The sequence below is a fragment of the Peribacillus sedimenti genome, assembly GCF_046237635.1.
Taxonomy (GTDB): Bacteria; Bacillota; Bacilli; order Bacillales; family DSM-1321; genus Peribacillus; species Peribacillus sedimenti.
This window is the reverse complement of record NZ_CP143547.1, coordinates 2,806,477-2,828,001: the sequence shown is the minus strand read 5'-3', so window position 1 is coordinate 2,828,001 and position 21,525 is coordinate 2,806,477. Positions and strand designations below refer to the sequence as shown.

Annotated in this window: 18 protein-coding genes and 1 pseudogene; 10 read left to right on the top strand and 9 right to left on the bottom strand. The window is 40.4% G+C overall.

The features are described 5' to 3' along the window. Positions 1 to 63: 63 nt before the first annotated feature. The 3 genes from V1500_RS13990 to V1500_RS13980 all read left to right on the top strand — a co-directional run bounded on the left by V1500_RS13990 (position 64) and on the right by V1500_RS13980 (position 3,418). The gene (locus V1500_RS13990; protein WP_409300097.1) at positions 64 to 597 is read left to right on the top strand and encodes a DUF4242 domain-containing protein; all 534 of its coding nucleotides are present in this window, start codon (positions 64 to 66) and stop codon (positions 595 to 597) included. Positions 598 to 868: 271 nt separating this feature from the next. After that, positions 869 to 1,918 carry an acyl-CoA dehydrogenase family protein gene (locus V1500_RS13985; RefSeq protein ID WP_409300095.1) on the top strand — a complete coding sequence of 350 codons (1,050 nt, stop codon included), beginning with the start codon at positions 869 to 871 and terminating at the stop codon, positions 1,916 to 1,918. 258 nt (positions 1,919 to 2,176) lie between these two features. Then, complete coding sequence (locus V1500_RS13980; RefSeq protein WP_409300094.1) at positions 2,177 to 3,418, top strand: MFS transporter; 1,242 nt, start codon at positions 2,177 to 2,179, stop codon at positions 3,416 to 3,418. A 103-nt stretch (positions 3,419 to 3,521) separates the two neighbouring features. On the opposite strand, the gene V1500_RS13975 is transcribed toward V1500_RS13980, so the two are convergent. The 6 genes from V1500_RS13975 to V1500_RS13950 form a co-directional block, all read right to left on the bottom strand. Further along, entirely contained in the window at positions 3,522 to 4,163 is a 642-nt protein-coding gene (locus V1500_RS13975; protein WP_409300092.1) for an NAD(P)-dependent oxidoreductase, read from the bottom strand. Between the two features lie 328 nt (positions 4,164 to 4,491). Then, on the bottom strand, positions 4,492 to 5,571 hold the full coding sequence (locus tag V1500_RS13970) for a sulfate/molybdate ABC transporter ATP-binding protein (RefSeq protein ID WP_409300090.1): 1,080 nt from the start codon (positions 5,569 to 5,571) through the stop codon (positions 4,492 to 4,494). After that, a complete protein-coding gene (gene cysW, locus V1500_RS13965) occupies positions 5,572 to 6,465 on the bottom strand; it encodes a sulfate ABC transporter permease subunit CysW (RefSeq protein ID WP_409300088.1) in 894 nt (297 codons plus the stop codon). 13 nt (positions 6,466 to 6,478) lie between these two features. Then, the gene (gene cysT, locus V1500_RS13960; protein WP_409300086.1) at positions 6,479 to 7,318 is read right to left on the bottom strand and encodes a sulfate ABC transporter permease subunit CysT; all 840 of its coding nucleotides are present in this window, start codon (positions 7,316 to 7,318) and stop codon (positions 6,479 to 6,481) included. Between the two features lie 187 nt (positions 7,319 to 7,505). Continuing rightward, positions 7,506 to 8,564 (bottom strand): sulfate ABC transporter substrate-binding protein, encoded by a 1,059-nt coding sequence (locus V1500_RS13955; RefSeq protein ID WP_409300084.1) that lies wholly within the window; start codon positions 8,562 to 8,564, stop codon positions 7,506 to 7,508. Between the two features lie 185 nt (positions 8,565 to 8,749). Beyond that, positions 8,750 to 9,238 carry a cysteine dioxygenase gene (locus V1500_RS13950; RefSeq protein ID WP_409300082.1) on the bottom strand — a complete coding sequence of 163 codons (489 nt, stop codon included), beginning with the start codon at positions 9,236 to 9,238 and terminating at the stop codon, positions 8,750 to 8,752. 165 nt (positions 9,239 to 9,403) lie between these two features. Here V1500_RS13950 and V1500_RS13945 point away from each other — a divergent pair, with 165 nt between their 5' ends. Then, positions 9,404 to 9,838 carry an RrF2 family transcriptional regulator gene (locus tag V1500_RS13945; RefSeq protein ID WP_409300080.1) on the top strand — a complete coding sequence of 145 codons (435 nt, stop codon included), beginning with the start codon at positions 9,404 to 9,406 and terminating at the stop codon, positions 9,836 to 9,838. 946 nt (positions 9,839 to 10,784) lie between these two features. Here the strand turns inward: V1500_RS13945 and V1500_RS13940 are convergent. Then, positions 10,785 to 11,132: a PilZ domain-containing protein gene (locus tag V1500_RS13940; protein ID WP_409300078.1), complete on the bottom strand. Its 348-nt coding sequence runs from the start codon at positions 11,130 to 11,132 to the stop codon at positions 10,785 to 10,787. Between the two features lie 609 nt (positions 11,133 to 11,741). Here V1500_RS13940 and V1500_RS13935 point away from each other — a divergent pair. From V1500_RS13935 to V1500_RS13920, 4 genes are all read left to right on the top strand, one after another. Further along, entirely contained in the window at positions 11,742 to 13,244 is a 1,503-nt protein-coding gene (locus V1500_RS13935) for an amidase (protein WP_409300076.1), read from the top strand. A 303-nt stretch (positions 13,245 to 13,547) separates the two neighbouring features. After that, positions 13,548 to 13,913 carry a hypothetical protein gene (locus V1500_RS13930; protein ID WP_409300074.1) on the top strand — a complete coding sequence of 122 codons (366 nt, stop codon included), beginning with the start codon at positions 13,548 to 13,550 and terminating at the stop codon, positions 13,911 to 13,913. 508 nt (positions 13,914 to 14,421) lie between these two features. Then, positions 14,422 to 15,630 carry an MFS transporter gene (locus V1500_RS13925; protein WP_409300072.1) on the top strand — a complete coding sequence of 403 codons (1,209 nt, stop codon included), beginning with the start codon at positions 14,422 to 14,424 and terminating at the stop codon, positions 15,628 to 15,630. A gap of 144 nt (positions 15,631 to 15,774) precedes the next feature. Then, positions 15,775 to 16,254: a GNAT family N-acetyltransferase gene (locus tag V1500_RS13920; RefSeq protein ID WP_409300070.1), complete on the top strand. Its 480-nt coding sequence runs from the start codon at positions 15,775 to 15,777 to the stop codon at positions 16,252 to 16,254. Positions 16,255 to 16,410: 156 nt separating this feature from the next. Here the strand turns inward: V1500_RS13920 and V1500_RS13915 are convergent, their stop codons facing one another. Then, positions 16,411 to 16,752: a hypothetical protein gene (locus V1500_RS13915; RefSeq protein WP_409300068.1), complete on the bottom strand. Its 342-nt coding sequence runs from the start codon at positions 16,750 to 16,752 to the stop codon at positions 16,411 to 16,413. Positions 16,753 to 17,633: 881 nt separating this feature from the next. Between V1500_RS13915 and V1500_RS13910 the strand changes: the two genes are divergently transcribed. Further along, positions 17,634 to 19,025, top strand: a complete 1,392-nt coding sequence (locus tag V1500_RS13910) for an LVIVD repeat-containing protein (RefSeq protein ID WP_409305995.1) — start codon at positions 17,634 to 17,636, stop codon at positions 19,023 to 19,025. 63 nt (positions 19,026 to 19,088) lie between these two features. On the opposite strand, the pseudogene V1500_RS13905 reads toward V1500_RS13910, so the two are convergent. Continuing rightward, positions 19,089 to 19,722 (bottom strand): annotated as a pseudogene (locus tag V1500_RS13905) (LysE family translocator). A gap of 808 nt (positions 19,723 to 20,530) precedes the next feature. Here V1500_RS13905 and V1500_RS13900 point away from each other — a divergent pair. Continuing rightward, a complete protein-coding gene (locus tag V1500_RS13900) occupies positions 20,531 to 21,505 on the top strand; it encodes a LacI family DNA-binding transcriptional regulator (RefSeq protein WP_409300067.1) in 975 nt (324 codons plus the stop codon). Positions 21,506 to 21,525: the final 20 nt, after the last annotated feature.

The window sequence follows — 21,525 nt, the reverse complement described above, 5'->3', positions numbered from 1 at the left end:
AAGAAAAGTGCGAAAATACTTGATTAACAGAATTAAAATTATTATTTCCTGGGAGGAATTGTAATGGGACTTTATTTAGTGGAATCCATTTTAAACAGTTCAATTAAAGATCGTGAAAGCTTTGAAAAGAAGGTTGCTGAAATTCAGTCAGAGGTTGGCAATAATAATGCAAGCCTAATCGAGATCCAAGTATCCAAGGATTTCTCAAGAGCGTTCTTCATTTTCGAAAGCGAAGAGCGTAATACAGTAAATGAAGCACTAAGAAAACTTGATGTGCCTGTAACTTTAATCAAGCCTGTTCGCCTTGTTGGCCAGGAATTGGATAATGTAAAAAAACAGGCTGACAAAGTAAATTATCTAGTGGAGTGGAATCTTCCTGAGAATTTGACTATGGATGCATACCTTGACCGCAAGAAAACTAATTCTGTACATTATCAGGAAGTTCCTGAAGTTGCATTCTCAAGGACTTATGTTTGTGAAGATATGACTAAGTGCCTATGCTTCTACGATGCACCGGATGAGTCAGCTGTCAAAAAGGCTCGCGAAGCGGTGAAGGCACCCATTGATACTATTACAGAGCTTTCTTCAGAAAAATAATAGATCATCAGATTTGGAGGATGACTCATCTGGGCTAGGCTTTAATGTGTATTTGCTATAAAGCGTTAAGGTTCTAATTGGTTGATGGAACAGCGTCAGATGCCGATATTGAGTCATCCTTCTTTCAAGTTCTATAAAAAGTTTAATTCGAACCATATATAGAGAATTACATGTAAAATGTAAAACGACTCGGATACCGTCACCATTTTGGCGGCTTAATATATTTAGAAAATAAAATCAGCATATGATCAATCGGAAAGGAGGAAGACCCATGAAAGAACATCAAATTGTAGAAGAGCTGATTGCAAGTGAGCTGAAACCTTTAGTGAAAAAGATCGACCTTGATGCTTATTATCCTGAGGATTTCATGCTGCAGCTTGGAAAATCAGGGCTTCTCAATTCAAGCGGCCTTACTGAAGCTGAAGTGCTAACCCGTGAAGTAAAGTTGGTAGAAGAGATTTCAAAGGCCTGTATGACTACGGGATTCAACCTTTGGTGTCACCTGGCTTCTCTCACATATATCCGGAAAAGCAGCAACGCCTATTTGAAAAAAGAGATTCTGCCTTTGCTCGAAAATGGAGGATTACTGGGAGCAACTGGCTTATCAAACCCGATGAAGTATTATGCCGGCCTGGAGACACTCCATCTATCCGCTAAACAATGCGATGGGGGCTATGTTGTTTCTGGCACGCTGCCTTCGGTGTCGAACCTGGGACCAGATCATTGGTTTGGTTTTATTGCTTCAGTGGATGAACACACCAGGATTATGGGTCTTGTACCTTGTGATGCAAAAGGGCTTACACTGAAGGAGAAGGTTGACTACTTAGGTTTAAATGGAAGCGGAACGTATTCCTGCTCCTTTGACGAAGTATTCATACCTGAGCAATGGATTGTTTCACAGGATGCTGATCAATATGTGCAAGAAATACGCCCGGCGTTCCTTATTTACCAAGTTCCGCTTGGCCTTGGCGTGACAGAATCATCGATTTCAGCAATGGACAAGGTATGCAACAGACAGGGAGGGTGCAACCAGTACTTGCTGGTTCAGCCAGACCAGTTGAAGGAGAAGCTGGAGCCGATTAGAGAAAAGACCTACCAGATCGCTGCAGCTGAGAGTATCAAAGAGCATACCGAAGAATTAATGCGACTTCGTTTAAATATTGCCTATTTGACGCTTGAAGCGGTGCAGGCAAATATGCTTCACCAGGGCGGTTCGGGTTATCTTCAAAAGAGTGAATCATCAAGGCGCTTAAGGGAAGCCTATTTCCTCGCGAATTTGACGCCTACCATAAAGCATCTAGAGAAAATGCTCCAAAAATAATGTCAGCGCAAAACCATACTAATCCGTATGGTTTTTTTATTTTGTTCAAAATATGTTTTTTTCATTTGTCCGTATGAAATGACACCCTTAACTGGCAATATAACGATAAGGACAGCGCTTTTGCAAGTTTTGGTTTTTGCTCCTGCCAGCAATCGGATTCTTGAACGGATCTGCTCAAAACCATTGCTATCAAAAATAACAAGTTCATCTATTGTACACAATATATATAGGAAAAGTTCATGAAGATGGGGTGAAGTAATGGGACAACTAGCAAATAAGGAAAACAACACTGTCAGCGTATGGTGTGTAGCAAGCATGGCTTCCATCCCTCTTGTTATGACTCTGGGAAATTCTATGCTTATTCCTGTGCTGCCTATCTTTGAAAAAAAGGTGGGAATCACTTCATTTCAGTCCAGTATGGTGATCACCAGCTTTTCCATTGCCTCCATTTTTTTAATTCCAATAGCTGGTTACCTCTCGGACCGTATCGGAAGAAAAAAAGTCATACTGCCTAGCTTAATCATCACCTTAATCGGAGGATTGATTGCAGGTTTTGCATCATGGAGGTTGGAGGATCCATATGCCATGATTATTATCGGCAGGGTTCTGCAGGGAATAGGGGCAGCAGGAGCTTCACCGATTGTATTGCCGCTTATAGGTGACCTTTATCAGGATGATGATGAGAAAACGAGTTCATGCCTTGGAATTATTGAAACCTCTAATACTTTTGGAAAGGTCTTAAGTCCGATCCTGGGTTCCTTTTTTGCAGCATTTTTGTGGTACCTGCCTTTCTTTTCGATTGCAGTTTTTAGTTTGATCAGCATCATCATGGTTTTTTTCTTAATTCCGCAGCCCAAAGGAAAAGAGAAACCTAAAAATTTTAAAGACTCTCTGCACAACACCAAGCAAATCTTCAAAAATGAAGGCCGATGGATTTACACTGTGCTTATAATTGGCAGTTATGTAATGCTCATTTTATTTGGTGTCCTGTTTTTCCTTTCGGACAATCTTGAAAAACTCCATGACCTGCATGGTGTCAAAAAAGGTTTTGTACTGGCAATCCCATTATTGACCTTATGTATTTCATCTTTTATTACAGGGAGAACCATAAAAGGGAAGCTTCCAACCATGAAGAAGGTCATCGTTGCCAGTGTAGTGGCAATGTCGGTAACCATTGTATTCGAAGGGTTTATAAGGGAAAGGTTATGGCTGCTTATTGCTGTCACCAGCATTTTGGGAATTGCGATTGGGTGTCTGCTTCCGACTCTGGATGCCATGATTACAGAGAATATCGAGAAGGAGCAAAAAGGTACGGTAACCTCTTTTTACAGCTCTTCCCGATACGTAGGGGTTGCTGCAGGCCCGCCGCTTATGTCGATTTTTATGAAAGAACATATCAATATGACATTTATTATTGCTGGTATGCTAGGAATCATAATTGCCTTTTTAGTTTTCAAATTTATTCGGACAGAAGGCTCCGATACGAAAAAGGCAGGATGAGATGAGAGGGGAGTGTGCAGGCAACAGAGCACTTTTTACCGTTCAACACATCGACCGAACATAAGGATAAGGCTGTAATCATTGTGACTACAGCCCATCTTGTTTATTCCGCTTCTGAAATAACGGTAAACCGTTGATTATCATGTTTTGGATTTTCGATTTCATCCAGCACGGCGATTGCGTAATCGGCATAGCTGACGTAGCTTTGCCCCTTGCTGTTCAAAATAACATGGTCCTCGCCTGTTTGATAGGAGCCCGTTCTATTTCCATTGGCATCAAAAAAACCTGCTGGACTGATATAGGTCCATGTGATGGAATCTGTTTTTTTCAGGTCCTCGAGGGCTTTGGCAGCATTCGAAGCTGTTGGATAAACAAAATCCGGAAAATCAGGTGTATCCATGAGCCTTGTCGTCTTGTCTTTATCAACAAATAAGCTTCCGGCTCCTCCAACTACAATCAGCTTTGTATTGGGTGCGTCTTGTAGAGCTTGTATAAGGGCCTGCCCGGCATCTACATATAAATGCTCCTGGCCAAATGGGGCACTAAAAGCGTTTACCACAACATCCAATGCTTTTAAATCGTCTCCAGCAAGAGAAAATAAGTCTTTCTCCAGCACAACAACATTTTTTTCTTCCACTTTTGCAGCGTTTCTTACAATTGCTGTTACCTCGTGTCCGCGGTTAAGCGCTTCCTGCATGATAAGTCTGCCTGCTTTTCCGGCGGCGCCAATGATTCCAATTTTCATGAATTTCCTCCAAAAATAATGATAATAAAAGTTACGATAATTTGTGATTTCCTTGCTTTCTGTTTCCGAAAGCCGGATGATTTTTTTCGGAACGATCATCTTCCTGACACTTAGGGAGCAATGGAACCTTAGAAAGGGTTGCAGAAACACACTTTCAAATTACTAAAACCACTTCATGTAACAATTTTAGTTACAAGTTGATCATTTGTCAAATTAACGCGTAGCTTTAACAGAGGAAACGTGATTGATCAACTGGATATGGCATGGATTGGCATCATGCAAAATTTGATGCAGGTGCTGTAAGAAGACACCATAGCTGGCATATAATTTATATCGTATAATCATTTGGATTATTTGGTATGAACACCTTTAGCTTTTTAGGCTTCACATAGACGACCGCTCCCGGCTCTAAACGGAGCGCCTCATATGTCTCTTTGGTGATCTCCGCTTCAAGGAGTTCATCCGTATCTTTCCGCCTCAATTCTAATTGGACAATGGGACCTGTGAGATGGATATGGTTGATTGTAGTTGAGAGAGAATCCTGTTCGTATGCTTTAAAAATATATAATTCGTGCGGCCGGACATAGCCGACTGCTTCCTTGTTGTTTTCTTGTTTTGAATGGAATGCTTCCAATTGGAATGATCCGTTTTGGAGCTTTCCGTCCTGAAGCCTGCCATGAAAAACATTTACACTGCCGATAAAATCATATACAAAGGGAGTTTGTGGATGCTCATACACATCTTCAGGCCGTCCTATCTGCTCGATTTTCCCCTCATTCATGACCACTATTCGATCGGCTACATCCAACGCCTCCTCCTGGTCATGGGTTACAAATATGCTGGTAATCTGAAACTCGTTATGAAGCCTTCTCAGCCAGCGTCTCAATTCCTTTCGCACCTTTGCATCGAGCGCGCCAAAAGGTTCATCCAACAAGAGGACTTTTGGCTCGACAGCAAGAGCCCGGGCAAGTGCCACCCTTTGCCTTTGTCCTCCTGATAATTGGCTTGGATAACGTTTTGCAAAAGATTCAAGCTTGACGAGTTCCAGCAATTGGCTGACTTTCTGTTCTATTTCTTTTTTTGAAGGGCGGTTCTTTCGGGGACGCACTCTAAGTCCGAAAGCAATATTATCGAATACAGTCATATGCCGAAAAAGGGCATAATGCTGAAACACGAAACCTACTTTTCGATCCTTTGTATCTATATCGGTAATTTCGTTATTATCAAACAGGATTGAGCCGGTGTCAGCTCTCTCCAAACCGGCAATAATACGGAGAAGTGAGGTTTTTCCAGAGCCGGATGGCCCTAGAAGGGCAACAAGCTCGCCAGTCTGAATATCCAGGTTTATATCTTCCAGGGCTGTGAAATCGCCGTAGAATTTTGAAATATTTTCAATCTTAATGCTCACTTAAGCCAACTCCTTAGCTTGGTGTTCCGATTGCATCTGTCTTACCGTCAGCCATTCAAGGAAACTTTTCACAATCAGTGTTATGATCGCGAATATAGACATGAGGGACGCAACAGCGAATGCTGCTGCAAAATGATATTCTCCATACAGGATTTCTATATGAAGGGGCATCGTGTTTGTAAGCCCGCGAATATGGCCGGAAACCACTGAAACAGCTCCAAATTCTCCTATGGACCTGGCAGTACAAAGAATCATTCCATATAATAATCCCCATTTGATATTGGGAAGCGTTATATACATAAAAGTTTTCCATCCGCTGGCTCCAAGGGAGACGGATGCTTCCTCCTCCGCAGCGCCCTGTGCCTGCATGAGGGGGATCAACTCTCTTGCGATGAAGGGAAGCGTTACAAAAATCGTCGCCAGAATAATTCCGGGAGCAGCAAAAATGATTTTTATATCATGAGCGAAAAGCCATTCTCCAAATAAGCCATGAGAACTGAATAAGAGAACAAATACCAAGCCGGCGATAACGGGAGAAACGGAAAAGGGGAGGTCGATAATGGTAATCAATAAATTTTTCCCCTTGAATTCAAATTTTGAAATCGCCCATGCAGCTGCCAGGCCAAAAATTGCATTTAGCGGTACGGCAACGGCTGTGACTAATAATGTCAGACGTATTGCAGAGAGCGCTTCCGGGTCAGAAATTGCCTGAAAGTATACTTCTGCTCCCTTATCAAAAGCCTGGGCAAAGATGGTGACAAGCGGCAGCACAAGAAAGACGCCAAGGAACAGAAGCGCAATCACAGTCAACGTGTAACGGATCCAAGCTGGCTCTGTTGCTCCCCTCCCAGACTGGGGCGATTGATAAATATGCTTGCTTACATTTCCGGCCAAGTTTAAAACCTCCTTATTTCGCCGTTAATCGCCGATTGGTGAGCCACTGTAAAAGATTGATCATAAACATAAGAATAAAAGATGTCACGAGCATGACTATCGCTAGGGCTGTAGCACCCGTGTAATCATATTGCTCAAGCTTTGTCATGATTAGCAAGGGGGTGATTTCTGTCTTCATCGGCATATTGCCCGCAATAAAAACAACAGAGCCGTATTCTCCCAACGACCTTGCAAAGGCGAGCGCAAAACCGCCAATAACAGCGGGGAGTATTTCGGGAAAAATCACCCTGATAAAGGTCTGAAGGCGATTTGCTCCTAAGCTTGAGGAGGCTTCTTCCATTTCCTTCTCCACATTTTGAAGGATGGGCTGTACCATCCTGACCACGAATGGGAGGCCGATAAAGGTTAAAGCGACTATTATTCCCAGAGGGGTGAAGGCCACTTTAAATCCAATAAGGCTGCCAATCCAGCCATTGGGAGCGTACAAAGTGGTCAGGGCAATTCCTGCAACGGCTGTCGGGAGTGCAAACGGCAAGTCAACGAGGCCATCAACAATTTTTTTCCCTGGAAAACTGTATCGGACAAGCACCCATGCCAGCAATGTCCCAAAAACCATATTGATCAATCCAGCTGCAAGAGAGGCGCCAAAGCTTAGCTTATACGATGCAACCACCCTTGGGTCGGTAATGGTTTCCCAAAACTCCCTCCAACCCGCCTGCGCACTTTTTAAAAATATCATGGATAAAGGGAGGATGATCAATACGCTGATATAAAGCATCGCAAAGCCTAGTGAAAGGCCAAAGCCCGGCAATACACTGTAGCTTTTAAGTCTCCCTTTTTTTACATGTTTCATTGGTCCACCTCGGTCTTATTAAAAATCACCATCCAGTCCTTTGCATACTGGAATGGTGATTAGAATTTAGTAAAGCACGGCTAATTGAATGTAATAGGAAAGCGGAGAGCCGAATCTTACACACCTTCCTATAAGGGGATCTGTCTCTCATTTTTTATCTATGTTTGGGTCGAATCAATGGCTGATCTTATTTCGGCTGATAGATTTCATCAAAGGTACCGCCATCTACGAAATGGGTTTGCTGGGCTTTTTGCCAGCCTCCAAAATCGTTAACAGTAACCATTTCCAATTCAGGGAATTTATCAGCATATCTTTTCAGTACTTCCTGGTTTCTCGGACGGTAATAGTTTTTCGCTGCAATTTCCTGGCCTTTATCAGAATAGAGGTATTCCAGATATGCTTTCGCTACCTTGGTAGTCCCTTTTTTCTCAGCATTTTTATCGACAACCGCGACAGGAGGTTCAGCAAGTATGCTGATGGATGGGTTTACGATGGTAAATTGATCCTTTCCCAGTTCATTGATGGCCAAATAAGCCTCGTTTTCCCAAGCAATAAGGACATCGCCAATTTTTCTTTGTACAAAGGTGTTAGTAGAATCCCTTGCCCCAGAATCCAGCACTTCCACATTTTGATACAGCTTTTTCATGAAATTCTTGATTCGGTCTTCATCTCCGTTGTATTTTTTATCAGCATAAGCCCAGCCCGCCAGGTAATTCCATCTGGCACCACCGGAGGTTTTTGGGTTCGGTGTAATGACGGAAACGTCCTTCCTGGTCAGATCATCCCAATCTTTAATGTTCTTCGGATTTCCCTTCCTTACAAGAAAAACGATGGTAGAGGTATAGGGAGTTGAGTTTTGTTTGAAGCTTTTCTGCCAATTCTTATCGAGTAGGTTTCTCTGCTTATGGATTTCATCAATATCGTACGCAAGAGCCAGAGTCACAACATCAGCCTCAAGGCCATCGATCACAGCACGTGCCTGTTTGCCCGAGCCTCCATGGGACTGCTGGATGGTGACCTGCTGGCCGGTTTTTGACTTCCAGTATTCAATGAATTCTTTATTGAACTCCTGATAAAGCTCTCTTGTAGGGTCGTATGAAACATTCAATAACTCAACAGGTTTTGATGCATTTTCTTTATTGTCGGAGTGTTTCACGCTTTCATTGCTGCTGCAGCCTGAAAGGGCGAGAAAAAGTGCGAACATGCTTGTAAAAAGGGCAAATATTGGTTTTTTGATGCTTATCATAAGCTCCCCAACTTTCCTGTAAGATTGGCGACTGTTTATTAAAGCATAGAAATTTTATAAACTTAGTCGCCTTTACACATACTATATGACCAGATTCATGACGGATGCCTGCCTATTTAAAAAATAGCTCCTTTGTAAATAGTAAAATCTTTTGTTTTACCTAACAGGGATCTTATCTTTGTAGATTAATTTGCGAGCGTTGTTTTTTTTGCGTTTGAGTTGTCATTTTTTTTCATTCCAAGTGGAGGAGCATAGACATGGAAGGTAATACACCGGGTTAAATCAGGATTATACATCAGATGGACGGTATCTCCTTCAACGGAAAATCCTTCACCAACAGTAAACTCTTCATTTTTTTGATAGAGGGTTTGTTTGCCGTTACGATGATAGATCATGTTCAGCAATCTGCCCTCCAGGACGTATACGGAGCCATTTGAAAAGCCATGGTCATGCACAAGGGTCTTGGCGAGAGGAGGCAAATGAACAATAATTACTTCGACGCCGTCTGTTTTATATATTACATTCCTGCCATATTCAAGGCCGTCTGGCTCTGTTATAAAAGGTTTAATCTCTTCAACTGAGGGGTTTAGTTTCCGGATGGCATTTTGGATCTGTCTCTTGCCATAATCCGGAAGACCGCCAAGGGTACTATCCAATTTCACCAAAAAATCCATTTTATTCTCTCCTTTAAAACATGCTTTTTGATAAAGATGATAATCATAGTCAGCTTTACAGAAATAACGTATGACATATTCCCCATTCTGTGTGGGCGGACGCCCAAGTATAAATTTTGAAAAGAATAATAAAGTGTAATAAGAGGGCAAACAAGGAGGCTTTATATGAAAATATCAAGTAAAGGAGAATATGCCTTAAGGTCCCTGATTGTCATAGCCAAGCACAATAGGGTGATCCAAATCAAGGACATAGCAGCAGAAACATTGGTGCCGCCTCTCTATCTTGAACAAATTCTTCTTCAGCTTAAAAGTCATGGTTACGTAGTAAGCAAACGCGGGGTAAATGGGGGATACATGCTTAAATCCACCCCTGGAGAAATTATAATAGGCGATGTGGTACGCGATTTGGAAGGCCCCCTGGCACCCATGAGCTGTGTCAGTGTCACTTCATACGAATATTGCCCACTCGAAGACCAGGGGTGTTTATTAAAGCCATTATGGTCGGTAATAAGGGATACAGTTGCCGAACTTTTGGACCATACAACATTGGAAGACCTATTAACAGGCAATATTAAAAGAAGCGGCACTGCTGCTGAATAAGAGTTAGGCCATTGCATTCTTGAAACAGGCCTTGAAAATATTTGTCCAACAAAGTTTACTGTAACGGCTAAATCGAGCTAGAGCACCGGATGTCAAGTACTCCAGTTAGATCATCAAGTGCCAAAGCGGTGAAGTAAAGGCCATTTATAAAAGGGCTGAAGGAAAAGGGAAAATTTCTGAAGTGAGGATACAAGAAGGAGCATTCATAAAGGGATGAAGTTCATAATCTGACGAAAGAACTAAAGAATGGTCGAGAGTAGGGAAGATGAAGATGAAAGCAGCCAGTGAGAGAAGATAGAAACGGTGCTTCTAAGTCTGATGAAGATTATATATCGTGTGTAATACAAGAAAACGTCTTTGCTAAGGATGAAAAAATCTGAAGAGAGAACACAAGCAAGGTCCTTCATAAGAATGATGAAGGACCCTTTTTATCAGGAAAAGAAATGACTTGATAAATGAAAGGAAATAAGCCTTATCTCAATAGAAATATAAAATAATCCTGGCCCTAAGAAAGCGAACTGATGAACAAAATGAAGGCTTCAAATCTCAATCAAGGCCAGATTTGATGTTAAGGTTTTATCTGAAGAATAAAAGAAAGATTAATAGTGGAAAGGAGCATCAAACCTATGGTGCTTACAGGAAGTTTGTTAGATCAGGGGAAATTATGCGATGCGTTGGAGAAGATTTACATGTCACCCGAAGCTAAATAACAAATGAACAGAATGATCCAATTTTTCGTTAAGTTTACACTGTGCTTTAACAAGGGGATCGTTTCTCTATTACTAAAGCAGCATATATTTAGCACCCCGTACAATATAAAGACATGTATCACGAAAGCAACTTATGTAGATTGGCGAGCAAGAGTAAACGAGTTTGAGTCAGCTTGTTTCTTTTAGCTGGCTCTTTAGTACTGAGAAATTTCAAGCGAAAAATGTGAGAAGCAGTGCTAACCTAAAATCTGGCTTGTTATATATGCGATTGATTTTATGTATGCTGGGTTAGTGATGTTAATTTCCACGCCGTACATATATCCGGATTCAATTTTTTCTTTCCATAAAATACTTCCTGCTATCGAACTGTGTTCGCCAAGCAATTCGATTTCAAATGTTAAATCCATTTCTTTCGTTATAGGGAAGTCTAAATCAGATGAAAACCGAAGGCCGTTTAAACTGATATTTTCAATTTTCACTTCGGCAGTACCACTAGGCAGAGATCGATTTCCTAATTGGTGAATTTTAGCTTTAACAGGTTTGGGCTGTTTAAAATTTACTCTCTTTTCAGTACGTCTATCCATTATTACATACCACCTGGTGTCTAAGATTTAGTAAAAATATCGGCATATAACCATCTGATTTAACAATCATTATTTCAAATATTAATATATTACCATTTAAATATTAAATCGGGAAGGAGCAGTTATATAGTTTTGGGCAGATTTTTCGATGCTGCTGAATTATAAGTATTTATAAAGCAACAACAAAAGTTATCAAATGGCAATTATTCTTGGATATCACTGCTTTTTGAGTGCCGAAAGTAAAAAACTGGATTTTAAATATGGTTCTATCATACTTTAAAACGGAAAATTGGTACAGAGTAGTTTTGACCGATATTATAAAAGACCAACTTTTAACCCGGTATTTTAAATGTTTTATTTTAAAAAAAAGCTCGCTAGAATAAATAAAATAACTGTAAGTCATGAAACAAAAAACGTTTTACAAATATATATACCCAGGGTACAACTTTGTCAATAATATATTCGATTAAAAAGCTCGCTAGAATAAATATTATGAAAACACAAAAGTCAATAAAATATTATAACTCAGAAAAAGGGCTTCCTCACGTTTATATAGAATATGTAAATTGATGTGTAAGCGTATACATTTTAGTATAAGGAGGAAGACGCATGTCTTTATCGTCCGAAATGGCCTATATGTCTGTAGCCGACCTGAAAAGTAATATGTCTAAAAAGGAATTGTCGCCCGTTGATGTGCTAGAGGGAGTCATTGCTCGAATCGAAGAAAGAAACGAAAGCTTAAATGCTTTTGTACATTTGGACTTCAAAGGGGCCAGGGAAGCAGCAAGAAAAGCGGAGCAGCAGCTAATGTCGGGGGAAGAAGTCGGCATCATGCATGGTATACCAACAGCATTGAAGGATTTGTTCGACTTTAAGCCTGGCTGGCCGTCCACTTTTGGGGGCATTCGTGCACTTAGGGATTATATCGCCGAGTTTTATTGTGTATACGCAGAACGGATGGAACAAACCGGAGCGATTTTGGTAGGAAAGACAAACAGTCCTGTGATGGGATTCCGGGGCACCTGCGATAATTATTTATTCGGGCCAAGCAGGAATCCTTTCAATCTCGCAAAAAATACAGGCGGATCCTCAGGAGGAAGTGCAGCAGCCGTGGCTGATGGTTTGCTTCCAATTGCCGAAGGTACAGATGGCGGAGGCTCGATTCGTATACCTGCTGCCTGGTGTGGATTATATGGGTATAAGGCTTCCTTTGGCAGAGTTCCATTTGTGGCCAGGCCGAATGCTTTTGGCGGGATCAATCCGTTCCTATTTGAAGGTACCCTTACAAGGAATGTGGAGGATGCTGCCATCGGTTTATCGGCGTTAGCTGGATATGATTCAAGAGACCCATTCAGTCTGGATGAAAAGGTAAATTATATGGCTGCCCTAAACAAGTCTGTCAAAGGCATGAAAATAGCGTACAGTCCAGATTTCGACGTCTTCCCTGTAGACAAGGAAGTGGCTGCTGTGGTTAGAAAAGCTGTGAAGGTGTTTGAAGAGGCCGGAGCGCATGTTGAGGAAGTCAAATTCGGCATCACAAGGGATCAGCGGGAATTAAGTGATATTTGGAGCAGGCTGATTCTGCCTACAAACATCGATACGCTCGAGAATTTCAAAGCCCAGGGACTGGATATAATGAAGGATCATCGTGACGATCTTCCTCCACAATATATCGATTGGCTTGAAAAAGGCTACAAAATGACGGTGCTTGATATGAACCGAGACCAGCATATGAGGACAGAAATTTACGATGCCATCCAAAACGTCCTGAATAAATATGATTTGATCATCACGCCGACATTGGCATCAATGCCTGTAGATAACGCAAATGACGGTAATACACTTGGACCGTCACAAATAAATGGTGTTGAAGTAGATCCGTTGATCGGCTGGTGTTTAACATATTTTACAAACTTTACCGGTCATCCATCTGCTTCCATTCCTGCTGGCCTTTCTAAGGATAAGCTTCCCGTAGGCATGCAAATTATCGGCAGAAGATATGCCGAAGTCGATGTCCTTGCAGCCAGTGCCGAATTCGAAAGGCTGAAGCCTTGGAAAAGCATCTATGACATTTGTAAAGTTAGGGAAATTGGCAGCGCTTTGGCGAAATAAAAATATTACAAAAGCAAGTCATTGTTTTCATTCTAGTTTGAAGCGTCTTTTTAGACGCTTTTTTGTTTGGCTGCTGGCTGATTCTAGCCGCAAAAAGCAGTATGAACCAGCACACTGAGAATTGGGATCAAGTGTAAATTATTGGGATTTTTTTAAGTAAAAAGACCTGTTTAATAAAACACCTGGCTGCCGATATAAAAATTATGTTCTTAAAACTACTGAATACCTGCTAAAAAGATTTTAACATACTAATTAGAGCTAAAATTTGTTTGTTACCAGGAGAATTGAAGGAGAGTACACTGCATGCTGCTCAATGACATTATAGGTCGCATTAATGAAAGTATTGAAGAATTGGACTTGGTCACTGCAAGAAAGTATATGGAGGATAATTTATCTATACTAAATGAAAACAAACGTCTCTTAAACAAAAATGCAAGAGAACTGCTTGATTTTTTGTCGAACCGAACAGAAAAGCCGCTGACCAGGCAAGAACTGGCAAGCATTAATGCTATTAACTCCTATGCCAGCAAGTTTGACCTCAGGGGCATAAAACTATTTATCAAAGACAACGCTCAATTATTTCTGAGGGAAGATGTTATACACTATTTAAACTCTGATGCAAAAATCATTTTGGAGGGCATGGGTGCCATCAACAAAAAGAGCCAGTAATAGTCCTGGCTTTTTTTATTTCACTTAATCTACATAATAATGAGGACAATTCCCATTGAATATTCACTTATCTCATTTTTACTAATGTTTACATGGTCACATGGCATATTCATAAACGCTTGGAATGTACAGGATTGCAAACAATGCCTTCTTCCTTTTGATATTAATTCAATCAGACATATAGAAAGCCCCTCCATCATAAATGGAGGGGCTTGTTTTACAGGTTATATTATGACGCTCTTGCGATTTTCCCAAGGGTTGATCACCCAAAACAATCATGGTTTTATAGTAATCAAAATTCACAGCAGCACATGAATTAACCTTAATAAAAACCAGAAAATAAGGATGAAAATAAATGAATTAAGATTCTATCATTCTTAAAAATATTTCTGTTTCCGAATATTTCGTGAGTGAAAATATTATTTATTTATGATATGATTCACATACAAAATCATCCATTGGCAAACAGAACGATATTTCCAATGGTTCAATCGGGAGTGCGAGAAAATTGTTGACCTGGAAACGGAATTTATGGGTATTGTGGATCGGAGTCTTTTTTGTGGCGGCAAGCTTTTATATGGTTATTCCTTTCCTGCCGATTTTTCTGCTGCAAATTGGTGTGCATGAACATACGGAAATTTGGTCAGGATTGTTGTTTAGCTCTGCGTTCTTTGCAGGAGCCATTTCCTCGCCATTCTGGGGAATGCTGGCTGATAAATATGGACGAAAACCTATGATCATTCGTGCTGGGTTTGTTTTGTTTGTAATCTATACTTTAACCGCATTTGTTACAAATCCGTATGAATTATTAGTGTTGCGGATCATGCAGGGTTTGTTGACAGGTTTTATACCAGGCGCGATTGCATTGGTCGGTACCAATACACCGAGCGATAAGGTAGGTTATGCACTTTCCATGATTTCTACAGCTTCTGCTTCAGGAGGCATTATTGGACCTTTATTGGGAGGCGGGATCGCTGAATTTGCAGGCAATAGATTAGCCTTTGCATTGGCTGGCATCATTGTCTTTGTTTCAACTCTTTTAATCCTGTTGCTTGTAAAAGAGGAGAATTTCAAGCCGAGCAAAGAGAAGGGTTCGGTTAAAAGAGACCTTAAGACAGCCATTTCGAATAAGCCGCTCTTGTCGGTGCTCATTTTAACAGTTGTAACATCTTGTTCGGTCATGACCCTTGAACCGATTCTTCCTTTATATATTGTTGACCTTGGCGGATCTTCCGATAAAGCCTCGCTTCTGGCTGGGGTGATGTTTTCCCTTCCTGGTATCGCAAGTACATTGTTTGCACCTTTTTGGGGAAAGTGGGCCGATAGAGTGGGCTTCCACAAAGTACTCACGATCGGGCTCCTTGGTGGAGGGCTTGGTATGTTTGCCCAAATCATCTTCAGCAGCATCTGGGGCTTTTCCATCAGCCGTTTTATTTACGGAATCTTTTTCTGTGCTGTATTCCCAGCAATCAATGGGCTTGTTGTTAAATCAACCCCGGATGACTTTAGGGGCAGGGCATTTAGTCTTAACCAAACTGCCAATCAATTAGGAGGGATGATTGGCCCTATTATTGGAGGAGTTCTCGGGGGAATCTTCCCGGCACAAATTGTCTTTATTATAACCGGTGTTTTATTATTGATAGCAATGGGCATTGTTTTCGAAAAACCGGTTGAAATGAAGGCATGGTATCGAAGAAAAATACTCCATCAAAAATAGAATAGCAATTGATACGTACTGCTCGCTCTCATGGCGAGTTTTTTTATTTATTTTTCAAAGTTAACCATGTAATATTTATAACCAAATACAATTAAGGAATTATATTCCAAATAGTAGTTATTCACATGATTGGAAGTGATGAATTTGGACTTGGTTTTACTAAAAGCTGCGCTTGATGATGCAAACGATATTTATGAAATGCAAATAAAGGCATTTATGCCAATGCTCGAAAAATATAAGGACTTTGATACCAACCCGGCGAATGAGGAACTTTCCAGGATTATTGAACGAATTAACAATATGCATGGCAGCTATTTTAAAATTATGTTGGATCATGTCCTAGTGGGTGCCATAAGGATATTGCAGAAGGAAGGTACCACCCGGTTCAGGATCAGTCCAATGTTCATTTTACCTGAATATCAGGGAAGAGGAATAGCGCAGCAAACACTTGGTTTACTGGATGATATGTATCCTACCGCCACAAGTTGGGAATTGGATACAATTTTGGAGGAAGAGCGAAATTGTTATTTGTATGAGAAAATGGGATACAAAAAAACAGGGGACTTAAAAAAGCTCAATGAAGGAACCACACTGGTTTCATACCTCCGGCTGCTTCCAAGATAGTAAAATGAATAATGGTCATATTGACATGCTCCAATAAATGAATGAAACAAGGATATATTGAAGAAATGCTGTAATTGCACGATCTTGTCCATATGGTTTGCCTGAATTTAGGTGATCAGTAGTGAATCCTCATTTTGGAAGTAAGAGCCAGCATTGTCATATTGATTCATTGTTCCCTTGCAAAACATCAGTAATATCCAGTTTTGCCATGGTTAGAGCATGAGCGAATGTGTGCACACCCTGATTCGCCCAAAAATCATAGATTTTTCCTAACAATTTTCGGTCGTAGACAGTATTTGCAAACGTACCGAAAAAATAGGCGAGAAGCACATTTACAACTTCGTTTGGCAGCTGCCTTCTTTGCGATATAGTTCTCAGGGCTAATCGATCCAGTCCCCGGATGTTCCCGTTTGTTAGCTTCTTTACTAATTCTTCCTGTGAGGCAGAGGAAATCAAATAATTTCTGAAATTTGGGTCATTCATATTCATTTGCATCAATAATCGCACTCCTCTCTACGAGTATAGTTATATCTATACTTTTCACATATTTTACTCCTATTAACATTAAGTTTATGTAACGAACGTTATATTTCTTGCCGGCTGGAAGTCCGCAAAAAAAGCCATCCAAAAAGTAATTAAAAGTAGCAATATTATGACTGAGAAACATATGAATGAATGGTTTTATTCGAATATCCCTGAATGGAAAAATTAATAAGTTTTTGATAAGGAGCCTTGAGCGATCATGGCTCTATTTTTATTCGATGCCAAATTTCAAAAAAATGAATATACGAACCTTTCAGTTTATCTTATAGAAAACCTCGACAGAATATCTTTAAACCAGCCACTTTTACAAGGAAAGGTGTTGGAAAACTTTGAATAACTGCCCTCATCAATTTAAAACACCGCTTTACCCGATTGTCCAGGCGGGTCCACTTTTTTTCCGTCTTCTATTTTGATTCGTTCCCGAGAAGGGCGGGTACCTCCCACATCGTCCCTTCCTGAATTTCTCGTAAAAAGGATGTTCCTAACGATAATTACTGTATTATGTATTTAGCCAAAAACCTCGCTAGAATAAATAATATTAAAACACAAAACAAGTAGTAAGAGCAAAAAGCTAAACAAAATTTACAATTTCTAATTAAAAAAAATAAAGCACATTAAAAAAATACAACAAAGAAATTAGGACAACCGGGCTATCCATGGTTTTACAAAAAGTGGAAACAAAGACCTAAAAATACAAAAAGTATGAAGTATTATAGTACGAATTTTCTGAAAAGTTATTGTTCGAAATTTAATCTCTTGCTATAGTTAGCTTGGAATCTGACAAATTACTATTTTTTATGTTAGGGGGTTTTTTTTTGAAGAATAAGAAAAAAAGTATGATTCTTAGTCTTGCTCTAGCCGGCACACTGTCTGTCTCTGCTCTTCCTTTTAATGTACTCGCCCATGATGAATTAGGCGACATTAATATCGAAAAAGGGGAAAGGGCCAATTATGAAGGTGTTGCGGTGCCTGTATTAGAAGGCAGCAAGAATTTGAAATTCTTGTATGAAGCGGCTGCACCGGAGATGAAGGTTGTTAGACCGGACGGCAAACAAAACAGCTTTGGAGATGTATACAGTCATAAAGGATTCGCATATGTAGGAACCCATACCAAGAATGGCGGTAAGGGAGGAGTACGGGTTTTTGACTTGAAGGACCCTTCCAGTCCGAAAGAAGTGGCTGTATTTGCAAACAGTGACATCCCAGGTACATGGCAGGAAAAGGTGATTGTAAAGTCGGTCAGTACTCCGGACTTTACGGGTGATTTGGCGGTTGTTAGTGTCCAGCAGATAAGCAGGAACAACCGGGATTCCAGGGGAGGCTTCCTTTTATATGATGTGACGAATCCTTATGAACCAAAGAAACTGGGGTTTTGGGAAGTAACCAAGAAAACAAATGGTACTCATGAGCTTTATTTGACTGTACAGGGTAACAGGGCAATCGTCCTTGCCGCAAACCCTTATGCTGATTACTACAGCCATGGCGAACAGAAGGATTTTCAAATCGTGGACGTAAGTAACCCAACTGCGCCTAAAACAATTTGGGAGTTTGATCCACGAAGCCTGCCTGAGGTTCCAGCGAATTTCAACGGGTATAACTGGAATTCCCCTGATGGGAAGGTACGCCCTGTGTTTAACCACAGCACGATGGTTGATGAGACAGGAAAATACGCCTATGTTTCCATGTGGGATTTGGGGACTCTTATTTTTGATATCAGTACTCCTGAACAGCCCAAATATCTTGGCAGGACAGACTTTGCATCTAACCAGCAAGGATCTGCCCACTCAGCCACACTAGCAAAGGGTGGGACAATTCTGATTGAGACGAGGGAAGTGTATTCGCCGATCAAACCTGGCTATGAAGCCGCATACGGCTACACCCGTATATTTGATATAAAAGAAAAAACTAATCCAAAATTGCTTAGTGAGTTCAGAACAGAGTTAACCGAGGCAGAAGCGGGAGCACCTGTAACCTTTGCAAGAACTGTACATGATCCAAAGGTAAGGGGCAATACGCTTTACTTATCGCATTATGCAGGCGGAGTCCGCACGGTTGACATCACAGACCCTTCGAATCCGGTCCAGACAGGCAAGTACATACCGGAAAATTCTGATATCTGGGGAGTTTTTGTAGATAGAAATTATATCCTGGCTTCCGATATCGGGAGTGGGTTAAAGGTACTGTTACATAATAATGGCAGCAATTATCCCAAGCGATTAGAGGAATAAAGGGTTCTAATTAAAGATAAAAGCAGTGGATTAAAAATTCTCCACTGCTTTTGTTTGTATATGTTAAGATGCAGCTTTTGTATTCAGCAGTTTAATGCCCATACCTATAAAGACTATTCCTGTCACCTTATTTAGTATTGCTGCGGCTTTAGGATTTCCTCTAAGCCTGTTTGTCGCCATCGAGGCGAAATAAGCTGTTATTAAACACCGGCTCCCGCCTGTTAAAGCAAAGGTCATTCCTAAAATCATAAAAGGTATAGGGCTTGCAGACCCTCCGCCAGTTTGGATGAATTGAGGAAGGAATGCCAGGAAGAACAGGGCCACCTTAGGGTTCGTAATGTTTGTCAGCGTGCCTTGAAGGAAGATTTTTTTATTACTTTGCTTTGGCAAGTGTTTTTTCCCTTTTTCATTGCTTTTCCCCATTAGCATTTTCCAGCCCAGGAAGGCGAGATAAATTGCTCCGGCAATTTTAATTAAGCTAAATAAAAAAACTGATTGCATTAAGATGATAGATAATCCAAAAGCAGCCAGAAGGGTGTGGACAATGACTCCAGCGGAAATCCCAAGAGCGGATAATATTCCTGCCAGCCTTCCTAGTGAAATGCTTCGGCTGACGATGTACATGGTGTCTGTCCCTGGAGTCAAGTGTTAGCAAGATCGCCGTTACTAAAAAAACTTCAAAATTGATGATCCGTATAAAAATTAAAATTTATCAATTTTATTTCCTAACCATAGGAACGAAGCCAACATAAAAAATGGTTTGGTAATTTGTAAAAGTTTTTTTTACCTCCCTAGTGCATCACTTGGGCTGGGGACCAGAAATTTATGTGTAATGCGTTAACAATGCGTTAGTTCATTCGTAAAAGTCTAGCAGTCTTAATCTATTTTCCTGTTCTAATTGGTTTTTTATTGTCTAAACAGCCAAACAGCTAACGTTTACGCTCCGTGCTTCTACCTAATTGTTCACAAAACCTGTCACAGCTTCTTCTCCTTTGACAAAATGATTCTGGGAATGCTGGAATTTAAGGAACTATCCGATCTGTATTTACTTTTAACAGCGTGATGGTGACTCTAAATGCTATACATAAAAAAACTGTGACTACTGATTCTGCGTTTAGATGTATCTTGATATTTTAGGGGCTATGGCGCCGTAGTTTTCATGGACTTGAATTCAAGTGACAGAGTGGATCTTTCCTTATGAGAGTAAACTGTACAGCAATGGAAAGGAATTAATAATGCATACCGGAAGAACTAAAGAATAAGAATTTCTCAAAAACCAATCCCTTCGGATGGCTGGGCGTGTTTCGCATTCACGCTCTAATTATGTGTAAAATGTCAATTTTGGAAGTACTAGTAAAACGGCCTATCACCATATGAAATTAAATAGACACTTGACAAATTAAAATTGGAATATTATGTTTTATGTAACTACTTAGAAAGTTAGTTTTTTTTTACAGCTGTATGTAACCGGTTACATATTGTTGGATGGACAGGAGAAAATTCAAATGGTGACTATTAAGGATGTAGCAAAGGAAGCAGAAGTTTCTGTTGCTACAGTTTCAAGGGTATTGAATAACCAAGGTTATGTCGGCGAGGATACAAGGGGAAAAGTAGAAGAAGCTATCCGGCGTTTAAAATATCGTCCGAATAATGTAGCTAGAAGCCTGTTTAAGAAAAAGTCAAAAATGATAGGTTTTATTGTACCTGATATAACGAACCCTTATTTTCCACAGCTAGTCAGGGCTGTTGAGGATGTAACCAATAAGGCTGAATATACCACCTTTCTCTGTAATAGTGACGAAGATATAAAAAAAGAATTAATGTACATTCAAAAAATGCAGGAGAATCATATCGACGGGGTAATAATAGTTTCAAATACTCTTCAACTCCACCATTTAGAGAATTTAGATTTGCCAATCGTTGCCTTGGACCGTTTCTTTCATAAAAATATTCCTTCAGTGACAATCGATAATTATAAAGAAGCCCGTAAAGCAGTCAGTTACATGATTAAAATTGGATGTAAAAGCATTGCTCACATTAAAGGACCTGATAATATAGTGAACTCAGTCCTGCGCCTAAAAGCTTATGAAGATGAAATGAGAGAGTGTAATTTGCCGGCAATTATCTGTAGTGGAGGATACCAGTTTAAAGAATCAGAGAAAGCAATGATTAATTTATTCAAAACTAATCCTGGAATTGATGGAGTATTCGCTGGTAATGATGTTATGGCTGTTGGCGCATTAAAGGCTGCAAACCGTTTAAATTTAAAAGTACCAGAAGACCTTGCTATAGTGGGCTTTGATGGGATTGAATGGACAGAAACAGTTTCTCCGGAAATTACAACTATGGTTCAGCCAATCTATCAAATGGGTAAACGGGCTGCAAATATGCTTTTACATTTAATTGACGGCAAAGAGCTTGAAGATATGCATGTGGTTTTCAAAACAGAATTGACGATAAGAGAGACTACAAAGGCATAAATGGCATACAGACAGAAGGA

Bases quoted from the DNA above. Each gene is read 5' to 3' on its own strand.
- V1500_RS13990 (WP_409300097.1), top strand. From the start codon at position 64: ATGGGACTTTATTTAGTGGAATCCATTTTAAACAGTTCAATTAAAGAT.
- V1500_RS13985 (WP_409300095.1), top strand. From the start codon at position 869: ATGAAAGAACATCAAATTGTAGAAGAGCTGATTGCAAGTGAGCTGAAA.
- V1500_RS13980 (WP_409300094.1), top strand. From the start codon at position 2,177: ATGGGACAACTAGCAAATAAGGAAAACAACACTGTCAGCGTATGGTGT.
- V1500_RS13975 (WP_409300092.1), bottom strand. From the start codon at position 4,163: ATGAAAATTGGAATCATTGGCGCCGCCGGAAAAGCAGGCAGACTTATC.
- cysT (WP_409300086.1), bottom strand. From the start codon at position 7,318: ATGAAACATGTAAAAAAAGGGAGACTTAAAAGCTACAGTGTATTGCCG.
- V1500_RS13955 (WP_409300084.1), bottom strand. From the start codon at position 8,564: ATGATAAGCATCAAAAAACCAATATTTGCCCTTTTTACAAGCATGTTC.
- V1500_RS13950 (WP_409300082.1), bottom strand. From the start codon at position 9,238: ATGGATTTTTTGGTGAAATTGGATAGTACCCTTGGCGGTCTTCCGGAT.
- V1500_RS13945 (WP_409300080.1), top strand. From the start codon at position 9,404: ATGAAAATATCAAGTAAAGGAGAATATGCCTTAAGGTCCCTGATTGTC.
- V1500_RS13940 (WP_409300078.1), bottom strand. From the start codon at position 11,132: ATGGATAGACGTACTGAAAAGAGAGTAAATTTTAAACAGCCCAAACCT.
- V1500_RS13935 (WP_409300076.1), top strand. From the start codon at position 11,742: ATGTCTTTATCGTCCGAAATGGCCTATATGTCTGTAGCCGACCTGAAA.
- V1500_RS13930 (WP_409300074.1), top strand. From the start codon at position 13,548: ATGCTGCTCAATGACATTATAGGTCGCATTAATGAAAGTATTGAAGAA.
- V1500_RS13910 (WP_409305995.1), top strand. From the start codon at position 17,634: ATGATTCTTAGTCTTGCTCTAGCCGGCACACTGTCTGTCTCTGCTCTT.
- V1500_RS13900 (WP_409300067.1), top strand. From the start codon at position 20,531: ATGGTGACTATTAAGGATGTAGCAAAGGAAGCAGAAGTTTCTGTTGCT.